This window comes from Paenibacillus sp. FSL R5-0912 (assembly GCF_000758605.1).
Taxonomy (GTDB): Bacteria; Bacillota; Bacilli; order Paenibacillales; family Paenibacillaceae; genus Paenibacillus_AQ.
On record NZ_CP009282.1, the window covers coordinates 5300208 to 5317374 of the forward strand.

General features: G+C 53.1%; 11 protein-coding genes. 4 read left to right on the plus strand and 7 right to left on the minus strand.

Annotation, left to right across the window (positions count from 1 at the left end; all coding sequences use genetic code 11):
• Positions 1-6 precede the first annotated feature (6 nt).
• A complete protein-coding gene (locus R50912_RS22610; RefSeq protein WP_052416621.1) occupies positions 7-1695 on the plus strand; it encodes an alpha/beta hydrolase family protein in 1689 nt (562 codons plus the stop codon).
• 616 nt (positions 1696-2311) lie between these two features.
• Here the strand turns inward: R50912_RS22610 and R50912_RS22615 are convergent.
• The 6 genes from R50912_RS22615 to R50912_RS22640 all read right to left on the minus strand — a co-directional run bounded on the left by R50912_RS22615 (position 2312) and on the right by R50912_RS22640 (position 10742).
• On the minus strand, positions 2312-4738 hold the full coding sequence (locus R50912_RS22615) for a glycoside hydrolase family 31 protein (protein WP_081956605.1): 2427 nt from the start codon (positions 4736-4738) through the stop codon (positions 2312-2314).
• 36 nt (positions 4739-4774) lie between these two features.
• The gene (locus R50912_RS22620) at positions 4775-5698 is read right to left on the minus strand and encodes a carbohydrate ABC transporter permease (RefSeq protein WP_042238061.1); all 924 of its coding nucleotides are present in this window, start codon (positions 5696-5698) and stop codon (positions 4775-4777) included.
• 16 nt (positions 5699-5714) lie between these two features.
• A complete protein-coding gene (locus R50912_RS22625; protein WP_042238062.1) occupies positions 5715-6638 on the minus strand; it encodes an ABC transporter permease in 924 nt (307 codons plus the stop codon).
• A 519-nt stretch (positions 6639-7157) separates the two neighbouring features.
• Positions 7158-8441 carry an alpha-amylase family glycosyl hydrolase gene (locus tag R50912_RS22630; RefSeq protein WP_042238063.1) on the minus strand — a complete coding sequence of 428 codons (1284 nt, stop codon included), beginning with the start codon at positions 8439-8441 and terminating at the stop codon, positions 7158-7160.
• A 17-nt stretch (positions 8442-8458) separates the two neighbouring features.
• Entirely contained in the window at positions 8459-9085 is a 627-nt protein-coding gene (locus R50912_RS22635) for a LacI family DNA-binding transcriptional regulator (RefSeq protein WP_052416623.1), read from the minus strand.
• A 49-nt stretch (positions 9086-9134) separates the two neighbouring features.
• Positions 9135-10742 carry an extracellular solute-binding protein gene (locus R50912_RS22640; protein WP_042238065.1) on the minus strand — a complete coding sequence of 536 codons (1608 nt, stop codon included), beginning with the start codon at positions 10740-10742 and terminating at the stop codon, positions 9135-9137.
• A gap of 318 nt (positions 10743-11060) precedes the next feature.
• Here R50912_RS22640 and R50912_RS22645 point away from each other — a divergent pair, with 318 nt between their 5' ends.
• The 3 genes from R50912_RS22645 to R50912_RS22655 all read left to right on the plus strand — a co-directional run bounded on the left by R50912_RS22645 (position 11061) and on the right by R50912_RS22655 (position 15979).
• Positions 11061-12800 carry a sensor histidine kinase gene (locus tag R50912_RS22645; RefSeq protein ID WP_042238067.1) on the plus strand — a complete coding sequence of 580 codons (1740 nt, stop codon included), beginning with the start codon at positions 11061-11063 and terminating at the stop codon, positions 12798-12800.
• Positions 12797-14407 carry a response regulator gene (locus R50912_RS22650; protein WP_042238068.1) on the plus strand — a complete coding sequence of 537 codons (1611 nt, stop codon included), beginning with the start codon at positions 12797-12799 and terminating at the stop codon, positions 14405-14407. Before R50912_RS22645 ends, R50912_RS22650 begins: the two co-directional genes overlap by 4 nt.
• Positions 14408-14962: 555 nt before the next feature.
• A complete protein-coding gene (locus R50912_RS22655; protein ID WP_042238071.1) occupies positions 14963-15979 on the plus strand; it encodes an ABC transporter substrate-binding protein in 1017 nt (338 codons plus the stop codon).
• Positions 15980-16105: 126 nt separating this feature from the next.
• Here R50912_RS22655 and R50912_RS22660 read toward each other — a convergent pair whose 3' ends face one another.
• Positions 16106-17098: a Gfo/Idh/MocA family protein gene (locus tag R50912_RS22660; protein ID WP_042238073.1), complete on the minus strand. Its 993-nt coding sequence runs from the start codon at positions 17096-17098 to the stop codon at positions 16106-16108.
• Between the last annotated feature and the right edge of the window lie 69 nt (positions 17099-17167).

Sequence of the window (17167 nt, forward strand, 5' to 3'; positions counted from 1 at the left end):
GTACATATGAGAGTATTGGAGATTATTTTGACTGTGTCCGCATTATTATTAATGTTCAGCTTCGTGTCTGGCAAGGGCGTTCTCAAGGTGAAAATAGCTTTAACTGCGGTTAGCGGCACATTGTGCGCAGCACAGCTTGGGCTCGAAGGGTACCGCTGGCAAATGGCGGGCGTGTATGTAATTGTGCTGCTTGGCCTAATCATCCGCATTGCAGGAATAATTAGCGGCCGTTCGCGGAAGCTGTTGTCCACTGGCCAAAAAACCAGGAAATCTGCATTCCGCCGGTTGAAACGCGGCTGGGCAATAGCAGGTACCGCAGCAGGTATACTTATAGTGATCTGCTCGGCAGTGCTCTCTTCCATGATCCCGGTTGTGGAGTTACCCGCTCCTTCAGGGCCTTTTGCCGTTGGCATGCAGACTCTACATCTCACCGACAGCAGCCGGCCTGAATCTCAGACACCTGACCCCGGGGACTCACGGGAGCTGATGGTTTATGTCTGGTATCCGGCCCCGGCGGAGAAGGGTCACCAGACTGCACCTTTGCTGCCTGGTGATAAACAGAGCAACCGGAAGGTTATGTCCGCTTTTGCCGGATCATTAGGAATCCCATCCTTCTCCCTCGATTATTGGGCATATATTCATACGAATGCTTACCGGAATGCGGACTGGCTGCGCTCAGAGGGACCTTATCCGCTGATTCTGATCAATCACGGCCTCGGTACCTCAAGTCTGCTGCATACCACACTTGCAGAGAACCTGGCAGCGAACGGTTATATTGTAGCGGCCGTAGATCATACTTACAGTACAGCGGCTACTTTATTTCCAGACGGCACAGTTACCGAGTTCAGCGAGTCTTTAAGCAGTGATCATTTCATAGCAACAGGAAAGCAGCTGGGCAACGTATGGAACGACGATAACCGCTTTGTCCTCAGCCAATTGAAGCAGCAATTCGCAGATTACATAGATACTGATCTCATCGGGATAGCAGGACACTCCTTCGGTGGAGCAGCTGCGTACGAGGCGATGTTCTCCATTCCTGAGCTTAAAGCGGGAATTGATCTGGATGGAAGCTTGTATACCCTCACAGGTCCGTCCCTGGGTAAACCGTTTTTGTTCATAGAGTCAGAGGATTACAATAACCGGAAGAAGCAGATTTCAGATCCGGATATCGATGCCGAGGAAAAAATAATGAATAACGCCAGGCTAAGCGGGGGCGGCAAGCTCTATATCAAAGGCACAGCACACTTCAACTTTACAGATCTGCAGCTCTATTCAAGCCTGCTGAAGTACACCGGAATGACGGGCGGCATTGACGGCGGGCGAAGCAATGAAATTGTGAATCAGCTTGTGCTGGATTTCTTCAACAGCCATTTGAAGGGAAGCCATGAGGATGGAGAGGATGCCGGGACCGCTGCTGGGACCGCTGCCGGGACGGATGCCGGGACGGATGCCGGGACGGATGCCGGGACGGATGCCGGGACGGATGCCGGGACGGATGCCGGGACGGATGCCGGGACGGATGCCGGGACGGATGCCGGGACGGATGCCGGGACGGATGCCGGGTATGATGCCGGGACGGATGCCGGGACGGATGCCGGGACGGATGCCGGGACGGATGCCGGGACGGATGCCGGGACGGATGCCGGGACGGATGCCGGGACGAATGCCGGGTATGATGAGGTGGTTAGGCCTTAATCTCCTTGGAATACATATCGCTAGCTTGGCTGTTCACTTCTGGTTTGCTTCTGGTTTGCTTCTGGTTTGCTTCTGACTTGCTTAGGTCTTTCACCTGTTCCTTGCGGACTGTACCGCGCTTATTTTCAGTCCTGGGCACGATTCGCCAGGCCAACGGACTCCAGCGCGCTTATTGTCTCGCCACGGAGCCGATTTCAGGTGAATCCTGGCAAATAGCTGCATCTGAGTCCGTTAGCACAGAAAAAAGGTGCTTTTCGAGGAAATAAGGTCTCCTCAGTCCGTAACAGGTGTACCATGCGATAAAGCCGCTAATATATGCTAGAAACTGTTAGAATTTCCGTATCCACCTATCAGAATCTAATTCTCCATCCTGAATGCTCCACCTGTTCGGCTTCAAAAAGTCCCCCTGAGAATTCCCCGTTTATGCAGACGGGTAATTCTCAGGGGGACAACACTGAACGCTCCATGCTTCATGCTTATGTCTCATGCTCATACTCATACTCATACTTATGTTCATGCTGAATGCTTATGCTCAATACTCATGCCTCATGCTCCATGCTTCACATTTCGCGCTTCACGTTATACTCCTTGCTTCACATCCGGAGACGCAGGCCGCTTACAACCGGGCCGTCACAATCTCACATATCGCCCCATACAGCGCAGGCTCCAGCTCCAGCGAGGATAGCGCGGCAAGTGCCGCCGCAGGACCCGCGTTCTCCTTTACCAGCCGGTAGATTTGCTCCTTATGGTCGAACCGGATCTGCGCATGGTTTAGCAGCGCAAATACCTCCTCCTCCACCCGGTTCACCGCAACCCGTGCCGTAGTGAGCATTACCGCCAGCTCCTCAGTCACCTCAAGCTCCGGCACAGTAACGGTCAGGGTATGCGAAGCCTCATCATACTTAGTTTCGGCCGCAACCGCTCCTCCTCCAGCCATGACTGTCACCTCTGTCTCTGCACAGCCCATGAAGAGCAGCTTCCAGCTCCGCCGCTCCGGCACCATCGCAGTATTACCCTGCGCAGGCTGAATGGTGAAGACCGCCGACTGTCCGGCTTGTCCCCATGCCAGGGCCATCCCGGTAACACACCAGTTCCCGTCCAGGTCTTCCGCAGTGTCACCTGCGTCCTCCCAGAGCTGGAACTGGCCGTCCGCTCCGGCAAACACCCGTACCTCCAGCCGTTCCGGGTTGGCCACCGATGACGTATACTCCGTCAGATCGGCCAGCGGCACGATGGCCCCCGCCTTCGCCAGCACCGGAATATGCTCCAGCGTGCGGTACAAGGACAGCCTTCTGCCGCCGTCATAGACTCTTCCGCTGAAGAAGTCGGTCCACAGCCCTTCCGGCAGCCAGGCCTTGAACTCCGCCACGCCTGTCTTGGAATGTACAGGCCGGGTAATCGGACATGCGATCAGCTCGGTGCCGAAATAATACTGATTCGGCACCCCGTAAGCTTCCCGCTGCTCCGCGTGATGGTAATACATCGGCTGCACCAGCGGAAGTCCTTCCCGGCTGGCATAACGGTTCATCGTATACAGATAGGGCAGCAGGCGGTGCCGCAGACGCAGGGAATCCTTCATAGCCTCCCCGGCAATTCGATTGAACCGCCATGGCTCCTTGCTGTTGAACGGACTGGCTGAGCTGTGCAGCCGCAGCAGCGGGGAGAATACGCCGAACTGCACCCAGCGCAATGCCAGCTCATCATCCAGATACCCGCCCATATGGCCGCCGATATCATGACTCCACCAGCCATACCCGCTATTGGACGCCGTTGCCGTGAAATACGGCTGGAAGTCCAACGACTCCCAGGTGATGATCGTGTCGCCGGAGAACCCTACCGGATAACGGTGGCTGCCAAGACCTGCATAACGCGAGAAGGTAAGCCGCCGCTTCCCCCGCCGGCCGCTGTCCAGGTAATGATAGTGATTCAGCATCCAGAGCGGATCAAGACCCGGAACCTTAGTCATCCCGCCCTGCTGCCAGTCGATCCACCAGAAGTCAACGCCCTCTTCCTCCAGCGGATAATGCAGGAACTTGAAGTAGGCCTCCAGGAACTGCGGATCGGTAATATCAAACTCCACTGCCTCCCCTTGCTCCGGGTCCATGCCCAACTCCCCCGCAATTGCCAGATACGGCTCCTCGAAGGCCCGTACCCCGTCAGCGGGATGGACATTTAGCGTTACGCGCAAGCCCCTGCCATGCAGCCAGTCCAGGAAACGCTGCGGGTCCGGGAACAGCTCCCGGTTCCAGGTGTAGCCGGTCCAGCCGCTGCCGTACTTCGGATCAATATCGACCAGATGCCAGTCCATATCCATCACCGCTACGGAGAACGGAAGCTGCTCCTGTTCAAAACGTTCAATCAGCGTAATATACTCTTCCTCGGAATACCGGTAATACCGGCTCCACCAGTTGCCAAGCGCATACCGCGGCAGTAGCGGAGTGCTGCCGCACAGCCGGTAGAAATCCTTCAGGCACTTCAGGTATTCATGTCCATAGCCGAACAGGTACAGATCGATTCCCTCCTGCTCCCGCTGCTGCACCGTCCCGTCTGCTTCCAGGAGCAGAGAACGGCTGTCATCCACCACCGTAACGCCTCCACGCGACAGCAACCCCGGCTCCAGCGGAATGACACCGTCGGCATTATCCAGCGTGCGCGCGGTACCGCCGAGATCCTGCTCCTCATCCCCATAGTGCCAAACGCTCAGCAAATGTCCGGATTCATTCCTCACCTTCACACTCAGCCCATGCCGGGAGAAGGGCGCTTTGTCACAGGTGAGCTGCAGGCGGTCCGTCATAATTTCAAGCCTGTTCCCGAGATCGGTCACCCGGAAGTCAGGAACCGGGAACTTACGGTTCATCACCATCTGGGTCGCCCGGTCTTCGAAGCCTCCCTTAGGACTGTATTCCATCCGGATCAGCGCCGGAGTAAGCACTGTGAACCGGTAGCATTCGCCTTGAATGACTGCCCCTGCACTTGCGGCCGGTTCAGATGCGAACCGTAAGTGCTCCGGCAGCGGCAGCAGCTCTTGAGTTGTTGTTTTCATCGATAAACCTCATTTCTGCGTAGATAAGCAATCTGTCTATTCCTTCACGGCACCAATCATGACGCCTTGATTGAAATACTTCTGGACGAACGGATACACACACATAATGGGAACTGTAGCAATGATAATAACGGAATAGCGCATCATATTAGCCAGACGCAGGGCAATCTGTGCCGCTTCACCGCTGCCGATGCCCGACTGCATCTGATTCGTGATCAGAATGTTACGGAGAATCAGCTGCAGCGGATACATATTCGGATTCTTCAGATAGATTAGCGCGTTGAAGTAGGAGTTCCAATACCCGACGGCAATCCATAGGCCGAGCACGGCAATAATCGCTTTGGACAGCGGCAGCACCACCTGCAGGAAATAACGCAGATTCCCGCAGCCGTCAATCTGCGCCGCTTCCCACAGATCTCCGGGAAGGCTCGTCTGGAAGAAGGTCCGGGCTACGATAATGTTGTAGACGCCAACCGAGAACGGCAGCACCATAACCAGGAAGGTATCATACATGTGGAAGTCCCGGATCGTCAGGAAGGTCGGGATCAGCCCGCCGTTGAAGAACATGGTGAAGATGAAGAACAGCGAGAGGATTTTGCGTCCCGCCAGGTCTTTTCTGGACAGTGCGTAGGCTGCCGATATATTCACAACCAGACCAATGACCGTCCCCACCACCGTATAGAGGATGGTATTCCGGTAGCCAATCCAGATGTTTTTATGCCGCAGCAGCTCCTGGTAACCGTCAAGCGTGAACCCCCTCGGGAACAGCCAGACCTTGCCGCCCGCCACCGCAGACGGATCACTGAATGAAGCAATGACGATGAAATACAGCGGATAGATCAGGATGATCAGAAACAGGACAGCGATAACATACATAATAATTTCCATTACCGAATCCGAGGACCGGTTATTTTTGATTTTGCCAGTTCTCTTGCTGGCTGCAGGCTCTAGTACTCCCATTGTGCTGCTCCCCTTTCTACCACAGGCTGTTTTCACTAAGTTTTTTGGAAAGCTGGTTCACCATGATCAGCAGAATAAAGTTGATGACCGTATTGAACAGGTTGATCGCTGACGAGAAGCTGTATTGGCTGCTGAGCAGGCCGATTTTGTAAACATAGGTGGACAGAATCTCACTGGAGGTGATATTCAGATCATTCTGCATCAGATAGACCTTCTCAAATCCTACGCCCAGCAGACCGCCCACCCGGAGAATCAGCAGCGTGATCGCCGTCGGCATCAGCATCGGGATATCGATATAACGGACTTTATTCCAGCGGCTGGCCCCATCCACCGTAGCAGCTTCGTACAGGCTCGGATCGACCGACGAGAGCGCGGCAATGAAAATAATGCTGTCCCAGCCGACATGCTGCCACACATCCGACCAGACATACACACTGCTGAATAGCGAGGTCGAGCCCATCAGATCAGGAGCCTCCCCGCCGAACAGGCTGTACAGATTACCGACCAGCCCGGTGCTTGGCGAGAGCAGAATCATCATCAGGCCCACCATTACGACTGTGGAGATGAAATGCGGCATATATGACACGGTCTGGAAAAAACGTCTGAACCGGTTCGGCCGCATCTGATTGACCATTAGCGCAAGGATAATCGGGATCGGGAAGGTGATCAGGCTGTACACGCTAATAATCAGCGTATTCTTAATCGTGTTCGAGAATTGATAGGAATTGAAGAACTTGTCAAAATACTTGAATCCCGCCCACGGACTGCCGTCAATTCCCAGCGCCGGGCTGTAATTCTTGAAGGCGATGAGCACCCCGTACATCGGTTTGTATGCGAACAATAACGTAAGCACAACTGCGGGAAGCAGCAATAGATACAGTCCCCAGTTTCGTTTGATCTGTCCGATGGCTGCTGCCGGACTGGACTGACCGGATTTCATTGTGACCCCTCCTAAAAGTTTGAGTTTGTTAGCATAAGCTTCATGATCGACTTCGGCAAAACTCGCTCCGGTAGCCTACGCTTATCTATATTTTCATTCAGTATACCTGCCCCCCGCCGCGCCAGCCGGACCTCCTCACAGCGTAAACCGGACTTTCGTTGTCCGCAGGAGAGAACTTCGCGCGGCCCGTTACCCGGGAGACACTAAGCCAGACGGTATGCAGACTTCCGCTAACGTTATCCGGACTTTTGGGGCATAAACCCATATGTCGGACACCTGAGCAGGGAACGGATGCTTCCGGAAGGCAAATCCTGCAGCATACTGCGAATCAGGCTTAACCCATCCAGCGTTCACGGCGGAATTAAAGGGGTTTATCCCTTTATTCCCCTCTTTCCGCCCACTTCCGGAGGGAGCAAAGGGACTTTCCCTTCGTCAACAAAAATACCGCCCTGCAGCAGACATCGTTGCGGGACGGCATTTTATCAAAAGGCAGCCTGAAGCTTGCTCACACTGCTTATTTCATGCTTCGATGATCACCGGCCGGCCGCTGCAGTGCAATCTGCCCTCGGCCACGTTTACCGCGCTGCCGTCAATCAAATTGACATACGCTCCATCCGGAAGCTCCAGCTCCACATCTCCCTGCCTGCCTCTCAGGCTGAACACACCAGCCAGCTTCTGCTCACCCCAGGTATGCATGCCGCAGACCATTCCGTCTTCTTCATGTGCCGTAAACTGACAGACACCATGGGCCATAATTGCTTTGTGCTTAATGGGGTACAGCGCTTTGAACAGCCAGGACAGGTCCTTCCCCGTATTCCAGCTGACAGTACACTTGTCGAACAGATCGGGACAGACCTCATTCTCCGTCTCCTGCCCGCCGTAGATCAGCGGCATGCCCTTCTGGAAATACATGAATGCCGTCCAGTTGATCAGCTCATTCTCCTCCGGGAACAGTTGCTTGGCCCGCGGCCGGTCATGGTTCTCCAGAAACCGCAGCTTCACATAATTGCCCGGATAGATATACTCCTGCGCATTGATCTTCTCTATATAGCTGCCGAGCGTAACGCTGCCGTTCAGATAGCCCGTGAAATACGGGTACACATCATAGTCATAGCAGGCATCAAACGCCTGGAGCACCTCGCTGTCGGACAGACTGGCCATGCCCCGGGAACGCAGATGCATCGTGAAGTCCGGTTCGATGGATTCGGCAAGCCATAGGCAGCCGGGGTTAACCGCAGCCACCTCTTCCCTGGCGTTCAGCCAGAAGTCCAGCGGCAGCAGAGGGGCTACGTCACAGCGGAAGCCGTCTACCATTCCGGCCCACATTTTCAGCGATTCGATCTGATAATCCCACAGCTCCTGATTGTTATAGTCCAGATCCACAATGTCGCCCCAGTCGCCAACACGGTTACCAAGCTTGCCCTCCGGAGTCCTGTAGAAGAATTCAGGATGATGTTCCACCAGCCAGGAGTCGGGCGAAGTATGGTTATAGACCACATCAATGATGCATTTCATCCCGAGCCTATGAATGGCCTCCGTCAGACTCCGGAAATCCGCCAGACTGCCAAGCTCCGGATTCATCTCCCGGTAATCCTGATTGGCATAAGGACTGCCAAGCCCGCCCTTGCGGGCCACAAGGCCAATCGGGTGCACCGGCAGCAGCCAGATAATATCCACACCAAGCTCCTTGATGCGCTCCAGATCCTTCTCTACCGCCTTGAAGGTTCCTTCTTCGCTGTGATTGCGCACATAGATGGAATAGACCACTTGGTTCCGCAGGGTTACTTCCGTTAATTTAGCCATACTTACACTCCTATTGGTTACACGATTCTGCTTGCCTTGAGATGCTCTGGAAGCCTGATCTTCCCGGTTAATGCCCGGACAGCAAGAGTTCCCAGCTCATATCCCTCCCTGACCAGATGCTGCGCAGCCTCAAAATCTGCCATATTCTGCTGCGTACCCGCACTTATGATCCCTTCATCACCGCCGCAGCGGCCTGCCAAGACAAAAGGGTAGCCGCTGCTCTGCAAATACCCCATCACAGCCTCTTCCCCGCTGGATGGCAGCAGAATGACTCCGTCTGCGCGGTGCCCCTTCAAGAGACCGGAGACAGCCTTCAGTTCCTCCTGCTCATCCGCACCTGAACAGATGATCGTGTCATATCCTAAGCGGCCCGCCTCCGCTATAATTCCGCGCAGGGTCTCCATGAACATCAGACCTAAGATGGCCTGCTCTGAAGGTCCCGGCAGCAGAATGCAGAAGCAACGGGCTGACTTCAACACCAGGCTCTTCGCGATGATATTCGGCGTATACCCCAGCTCCTCCATCACCTGCTTCACCTTGCGGGAGACTTCCTCCCGGACCACCGGCCGACCGGACAGCACCCGGGAGACCGTGGAGATGGAGACTCCCGCTCTCCGGGCGACTTTTGCCATCGTAACCGTCATTATAGAAGCCTCCTTCCGCGGATCAGTGGAATCTTTAGAGCTATGGTCTTTATTTCACGCTGTTGTAACGTCCGTATGCATCCGTGCGGATCTTCACCAGCTTATCCAGACCCATATCGTTCAGCTTCTTCACATAAGCATCCCAGTTCCCGTCGATATCCCCTTTGCTGATAAACTGTGCACGCATGGTGTTCACATAAGTATCGATATCCGTGGTCAACGTCGGAAGCTCTTCGAACTCCTCGGAAGTGTACATTACGTTAGGGAACGGTGTCGTTACATATTCACTGCCCAGCTTGTCGAGCTCCAGCTTAAGACCGTCGCCCGCTTCCGGGTTAAGTACGATCTTCTGTTCAAAGGACGGGCTGACATATTTCGGTCCGAAGTCCCGCAGGGACTGATCCCAGTACCAGGCATCTGCGCTGGTTCCGCTTGGAGGGTCCATCAGTGTATAGGTGTCGTTATCATTCTTCTGGATAACCGTTCCGATTGCTCCCCAGAAGTTCTGAATGCTCGCTTCGTTCGTGTAGAACTGGTCCGCCCAGCGTGCGGCAATCTCCGGTGTTTTGCAGGAAGAAGTGATCAGCAGCTCGTTGCGGTTCAGACTCATCCCGATCGGATTGCCGATGGTGTAGCGGTTACCATCCGGTCCGGCAACCGGCGGAATCGTTACATACTGGTCACTCCATTTGCCGAATACGGCATCCGGTGTCCACTGGTAGGTGAAGCCGACGATCGGCGCATCCGGGTTCTGGAACTTGGCTGAGATCATCGTAGCGTCCTGGGTGAACAGCTCTTTGTCGAGCAGACCTTCGGAATACAGCTTATTCTCCCATTTCATGCCTTCCTTGTACTCCTCCGTTATCGGGTAATACACAGCCTTGCCGTCTTTAACCAGCATGTTGTTGGTATTCAGATCGGCAATTCCAAACGGACTGATCATATCATTGCTTACTTCAATATACGGAATTTCATCCGCTTTGCCGTTTCCGTTCGGGTCCTGCTCCTTGAAGGCTTTGAGCACAGTGTAGAGCTCGTCAATCGTTTCCGGAACCTTCAGGCCCAGCTTGTCGAGCCAGGTTTTGTTGATGACCGGCTGGCGTGAGCTCTTCGGACGCGAAGGCAGCCGGGTCGGCATGGAGTAGATTTTACCGTCCGGGAAGGTGCTGATCTTCTTCATATCTGGTGTTTCTTCCATCGCGGCCTTGAGATTAGGCATATACTGATCAATATAATCGTCCAGCGGACGGAAATAGCTGAGATTGTTCACGATATCGGAGTCGGTGAAGGTCTGATCGCCCAGCACGACATCCGGCAGTGTGCCGCTGGCCAGCAGAATGGATTTCTGTTCGGCCCAGTCATTGGAGGACATGACCTGCCAGTCGATTTTGACATTGGTATTCTTCTCGAGATCGATCAGCCACTGGTTCTTGGTGAAGGTATCCCCCATGCTGCCCCAGCGTACCGTCAGTACCTTAAGCGTTACCGGCTCCTTGACGATCGGCAGGCCTTCTTTATTGAAGCTGTCCGTGTCTACAGCCGCCGTGTTATTCTCTTTGTTGCCGCTGCCGCATCCGGCCAGTCCGACAAGCATCGCTGCCGCCATTAGTGAGATCGCCCACGTCTTGGCCACCGGTTTCCTGTTCTGTTTAACCATTCATAATCCCCCGTTTCGATGTATTAGATCCTTTTGACATCCCTAATGATACCTTCTTGCTTCTCCGCATTCCGGACAATAACGCCCTGTTATTCGGACCTATGCATCCGCTTACATTATTTAGGGAAGCCAGCCCCCGGTTTTAGGCAGTTTTCATGACGCTATTCAGACTTTTACTTGCGGTATCCGGACTTTGGGGTGAAAAGCCGGGATTTCCCCATGTTTTTTTGATCCCGGGGTTTTATAATGACTGTGTTACCTACTCGCAAGTAGTACGTCCGGAAACGGACATACAGGAAAGGACTTCACCAGACAACTATGGTCAAAAAAACGGCACGAAACAAACCCTACCCGATACGCCATTATGTTAGAGTCACGATCCTGATCTCATTCATTGTGCTTATTCTGGATCTTGTCATCAGCGTTGCTTCCATTTCCATCGTCAAGCAGCAGTCCACCCGGTATTTGCAGGATACCGCCGATTTGTATATCAACCGGATTAATCATGATTTTGCCTACATTAATCATTATATGGGCTGGACGCTCGCGAACGATGAGAGCCTGAATATGATGAATGCCCACGACAAGACCAGCAAAGAGTTTATTAATTCAAACGAGGATTTGCACAAACGGTTTACAGAGCTCCAGAAGAATTACGGGCAGGAATATAACTTTTTCTACTATTTAAAAAACCAATCCTTCTTCCTGAATTGCGCCCCCATCAGCATCGATTATACCGTCTACCGGGAGCTGAAGAAGCAGATTATTTCTTTTATTGATGATAAAGAGGTGTATGAGAAGTTCTATTCCCGCTGGACCCCTATACTCGTGAACGGTAAATATTACATTATCAACATTGTTCCGTACCACAACCGTTATTTCATCGGGATGATCTCGGCCGATAATCTCATTACCCCGCTCCGCCAGATTAATTTGGGTGCGAACGGCTATGCTTCACTTGTTGATGAGAACGGGACAGACCTCTCCACTCTGGTCTCGAACAGCGGCAAGCCTCTGCAGGAAGAGGCGGGCATCCGGAACCTGTTCCAGTCGCGCACAACCATTGAGAGTGAGTTCTCCGGTACAGCCTTCAGCGCCAAGATGGTAATCAAATTCGGGGCTTTCGAGAAAATTATGATTGCCCAGCTGCTCATCATGCTGCTCTTCTTCATGGTCACCTCTACGCTCTGCGCCGTCATGCTGTTCTTCAACCGCAAGGTGCTCGGACCGATCCAGAGCTTCTCGGAGAGTCTGACGCACCTGAATGAAGACGGCCAGCCCGCCGGGTTCAAGAGCAGCACAATCATCGAGCTGGAAGAGGCCAGCGCGCAGTTCAAGGATTTGGCCCTGCAGATCCGCAATTACAAAATCGCCATGTACGAGCAGGAACTGGAGAAGCAGAGTATCCAGCTGGACTTCATGAAGCAGCAGATCAAGCCCCATTTCTTCCTGAATTGCCTGACCAGTATCTACAGCATGGCGCAGATTCAAATGTACGAGGAGATTGAGCAGATGGCGATGTCCACCTCGAAATATTTCAGATATATTTTTCAAGGCAGCGAGGACTTTGTCCTGCTTAAGGATGAGATTGAGCATGTGCGGATCTATCTCGATATTCAGAAAAGCAGGTACCGGGACGCTTTCATCTATCAGATTGAACAGGAAGCGCAGACTACAGACATGAAGATCCCTCCGCTGGTGCTGCAGACCTTTATCGAGAATTCAATCAAATACGCGATCTCCAGAGCTAACGAGGTGCAGATCAGGCTTACTGTGAAACGCCGCAGAATGGATAATGAAGAGATGACCATGATCCAGATTTCCGACACCGGTCCCGGATTCCCCGCAGAGGTGCTGGATAAGCTTGTGCAGGGTAAGCCGCTGGACCAGTCCAAAGGCAACCAGATTGGCATTATGAATACGCTTAAACGGCTGGAATACCTCTATTTGAGCAAAGCAGCCGTCAGCTTTTCCAATCCCGCAGAAGGCGGCGCATGCATCACCCTTTGCCTACCGGATCTGCCGGAACTCTCAACAGGAACGGAGCAACTCTTATGAATATTTTGCTGGTTGATGATGACTACTATGTAATTGCCGCGCTGCAAAAGAGAATGGACTGGGCGCTGCTTCAGATCGAAACCGTGTTCACTGCGAGCAATGTGTCACAGGCCCAGGACATCCTGGAGAACCATTCTGTGCAGATTCTCATCTCCGATATCGAGATGCCGCAGGGGAGCGGGCTGGAGCTGCTGGCCTGGATCAGAGAGCGGCAATACAGGATCCAGACGATCCTGCTGACTAACTATGCCGATTTCAACTATGCCCAGAAGGCGATTGAGCTGCAGAGCTTCGAGTACTTCCTGAAGCCGATCGAATTCGACAAGCTGATGCTGATTATCCAGAAAGCGATATTACGTGCCCGGGAGCAGCAGCATAACGAGAAGGCCATTCAGGAAGGGCAATACTGGCAAAAGAATCAGGCGAAAATTCTCGAGCACTTCTGGCGCAAGCTGGTCAATGACAGCACGGCCTTCCCTATCCGGACCTCTGCCATCTTCCAGGCCATGGAGGAGCAGAACCTGAGCTATCAGATGAATGAGATCATCCAGCCTGTGCTCTTCAATCTCTTCCCCCATAACGGCAGCATGGGCAAGGAAGAGAAGTACCTGTTTGATTTCGCACTGCTGAATGTGCTGTATGAGCTGTTCATGAGCCCGCTTTTCTCGATCGAGAGCATCCTTGAATATAAGGAATCGAACTGGATCGCCATTCTGAAATGGAACAGCGCACCTGAGCTTCACCTACTGGAAGGGCTGTGTAGTTCTTTTATTCAAAAAGCCAATCCGTATTTAAAATGCGATGCCTGCTGTACGATCGGCTTATCTGGTGAACTTGGCGAGGTCGGCAGTATCTTCAAATCCACCCTCACGATGGATGAGGAGATTACCCGCAGCCGCAACCATACCTTCCTGGTGGAGACCTATCTGCAGCATAGCAAAGCCGCCTATCTTCCGCCGGATCTGACGCAGCTGGAGGAGCTACTCAGCCAGAACAACCTTTCCGCCTTTCTGGCCGAGGTGACTGGATACCTGCGGGGGATGCTCCGGGGCCGGGCGCTGGATACCTCTGTCCTCAGCCTGTTCCGGCTTGATATCGTGCAGCTCGTCTACTCCTTCCTCAAAATGAAGGGCATTCAGGTTCACAAATTATATACTGGCAAAACCCATGACCAGCTGCTGCTGCACTCGCTGGCTTCCATTGAAGATATGGAGGAATACCTGAACTATCTGGTCAGCACGGCGATGAAATACCGGGACTTCACCTCGCAGCCCCAGTCGGTAGCCGAAGAGATCAAGCAATACATCCATACCCATTACGGCGATGATCTGACCCGGGGCGATCTGGCAGAGATTGTCTACCTGAATCCGGATTATCTGGCCCGGCTGTTCAAGAAGGAGACCGGCATTTCCTTAGGCAGCTATGTCATTCAGGTCCGAATCGCCGCTGCCAAGCACCTGCTCGAAACGACCCACCATTCCGTCTATACCATTGCGAACAAGGTAGGCTACTCTAACTACTCTTATTTCTCCAAGCTGTTCAAGCAGGAGGTCGGCCTGCCGCCGAATGAATATAAGAAGGATCAGCATTCTCAATCGGTGCTGTAGCCCCTACATTTCCAACTCTAGCACAAAGATGCCGCTGCACCACTTGGATGGTGCAGCGGCATCTTTGTGCTGTTGCTGATAGAGTGCGGGTATCGAGGAGTGACTTAATGAGTACCTTTGGGGAGTAGCTTGGATAAGTAACTTAATGAGTAGCTTTAGAGAGTACCTGTTGAGGATTGACAACTCTCTTGTTCCTCTCTATTATAATAAATTATAATCTAGTGATAATGATTATCATCTTCATTTAGGTGCAAGGGCATTTTCACAGTTGAGGACCGGCTGCGCTTACCTCCAACCTTTCCCACCGCCTCCAGCCTCTGCGAACCATTCAAATCCGTTGTAAATAGCGGGATGTGGTAGTTAGTGGGATATACCCCTTTAAGTTCACTACAAGTACACGGAGCAAAACCGCTGCGAGAGCTTCTACTTTTTTTGCCAAACGGCCAGTTAGCAACAAACAAGGTTGTTGCAAGAAATAAGATCTGCTCAGTCCGTTACAGGCCGGAACCCCTCTCCCGCAAGTCCAAAACAAACCATCATAAAGGAGCGTCACCCATGCTAAGCACAAAAAAGATATTTCTTCCATTAACCTTCCTTCTACTAATGTTAATCCTGGCCTCCTGCGGACAATCGAACAACAGTAACAACGCAGCTCCAGCTTCTGCGGCTGCAACGGCGGCTGCTACTGAAGCACCTGCTGCCACTCCGGAGGCAACTGAGCCCGCTACGGCTGCAACACGGCTGTACACGGATTATAAAAAGAGAGAGGTAGAAATCCCGACCGATCCGCAGCATATTGTATATGTCGGCAGCAATCCTGGTGACCTTCTGGCGCTTGGAATAAAGCCTATAGGGGCTTCGCTTAGCGTCATCGGGACGCAGGTTGCCTACCCCGATCTGCTCGAAGGCATTGAAGATATCGGATACCCTTTCTCTCCTGAGAAGATCCTGGCCCTATCACCGGACCTGATTATTTTTGACGACTGGGATGAGACCGGGATTGAGGCGTTAAGCCAAATTGCACCGACCGTAGTAGTCGGCCTTGACGGCACCTTCCCGACGGAAGAGCGTGTACGGCAGATTGCTGAATTGTTCGGCCGCACGGAACAGGCGGATACCTGGTTCAACGCTTATAAAGCAAAGGTTTCCTCCGTGAAGGAGCAGCTGAACTTAACAGAAGGCGAAACCGCTACGTCCCTGCTTGTCCTGGGCTCTGATCTGTATATCATGGGCAACAAAGGCCTGAACGAAACGCTGTACGGACAGCTCGGATTCAAACCGACAGAAGGTGTCCAGAAGCTGATTGATGCCGACGAACGGTTCGCGAACATCTCCGACGAGGTGCTGACGCAGTATATCGGCACACACATGTTCATTCTGACCGACAACAGCAGCGAAACCGTAGCGAGACAGACGGCACTTACAGATAGCGGCTTATGGAAAGCTATTCCTGCCGTCAAAGAAGGCCGCGTCTACACCTTCGACAGCAAGTACAACTTCGACGACCCGATTACGCTGGACAGGCTGCTGGATGAGATCACCAGTATCTTTAGTAGTCCGGGGACCAAATAACACAACTTTTCATCCAGATGCAGCCTATCAAGAAAGGGATGTCCTCCGCCAACTAACGGCCGGGACATCCCTTTGCTCATTCATCTAACCGGTTCAGCTTCATCAGCTTGCTGGTTCTTCGCCAGTTTAAGCCAGTGCCGATAAGATCAGATCGCATAATTCCATCGTCTGTACATTATCCCTTCCGCTGGACAGCGGAGCCTGACCCTTCCGGCAGCAGTCCATGAAATGCTCCATTTCCCCGACAAAACCCCGGAGATACAGATCTCTAAGACCGCCGGACATCGCCGAAGCCGAAGGTGTCAGGACGGTATCCTGCTCCTCCAGCGATTGCCACGGCAGCCTGCTGCCGGAATACGATCTGTGGATCTTAAGCGTGTTGAGCTCATCGGCAAGGGCAAACCCCTGGTCGAAAGTAACCAGCACACTCTCGCTCTCCCTGGACCATGCGCTCATGCCGGAGAAAGACAGGCTGCCCACTACACCGCTGGCAAACTTTATGGAGAGACTCTGCGAGATACACTCCCCGCTGCTGCCCGACATGCCTGACACCTGAGCGGCCTTTCCGAACAAATATCGGGTCAGATCGACCATATGAATGGCCGCCAGCTTAATGAACTGTTCCTCATCCTTACAGAAGGGGGTACTGTCCACGGCAAACTTCACCTGAAAAGATCTGGCGGCACCCAGACTTCCATCCTCAATAAGTGCTTTAAGTTTCTGATACACAGGAGCATACCGCTTCATAAAGCCGACCATCAGAACAACCCCTGCTTTCTCCGCAGCCTCTGCCATCACAAGCGCCTCCGTTGCATTCCAGCCCAGCGGTTTGTCTACATAGACATTTTTGCCTGCCCGGATGCAGTCCAGCACAAGTGAAGGCTGATCCCCGGGCTGGGCTACCACAACCACGCCGTCGCAGGCTTCATTCTGGAGCATCGCTCTATAATCCCCGTATGGTGTCCCGCTGCTCCCGAAACGCTGAAGCGCAGCTGCCGAACGCTCCAGGCTGCGGGTCGCAATAGCTTGAATGTCCGCCTTCGCTTCCACTGCCGCAGGATATATATTCGTGGCGGCATGGAAGCCTGCCCCGATGAAACAAAGCTTGATCGTACTCACTGGATGAATCGCTCCTTCTTCGTATGAGGCTTCTTAGTTGCTTATATCTTAACGCAGGCTGTGCCATTA

Coding starts and splice junctions, on each gene's coding strand:
- R50912_RS22630 (WP_042238063.1), bottom strand. CDS start 8,441: ATGGCTAAATTAACGGAAGTAACCCTGCGGAACCAAGTGGTCTATTCC.
- R50912_RS22635 (WP_052416623.1), bottom strand. CDS start 9,085: ATGACGGTTACGATGGCAAAAGTCGCCCGGAGAGCGGGAGTCTCCATC.
- R50912_RS22650 (WP_042238068.1), top strand. CDS start 12,797: ATGAATATTTTGCTGGTTGATGATGACTACTATGTAATTGCCGCGCTG.
- R50912_RS22610 (WP_052416621.1), top strand. CDS start 7: ATGAGAGTATTGGAGATTATTTTGACTGTGTCCGCATTATTATTAATG.
- R50912_RS22645 (WP_042238067.1), top strand. CDS start 11,061: ATGGTCAAAAAAACGGCACGAAACAAACCCTACCCGATACGCCATTAT.
- R50912_RS22655 (WP_042238071.1), top strand. CDS start 14,963: ATGCTAAGCACAAAAAAGATATTTCTTCCATTAACCTTCCTTCTACTA.
- R50912_RS22625 (WP_042238062.1), bottom strand. CDS start 6,638: ATGAAATCCGGTCAGTCCAGTCCGGCAGCAGCCATCGGACAGATCAAA.
- R50912_RS22615 (WP_081956605.1), bottom strand. CDS start 4,738: ATGAAAACAACAACTCAAGAGCTGCTGCCGCTGCCGGAGCACTTACGG.
- R50912_RS22640 (WP_042238065.1), bottom strand. CDS start 10,742: ATGGTTAAACAGAACAGGAAACCGGTGGCCAAGACGTGGGCGATCTCA.
- R50912_RS22620 (WP_042238061.1), bottom strand. CDS start 5,698: ATGGGAGTACTAGAGCCTGCAGCCAGCAAGAGAACTGGCAAAATCAAA.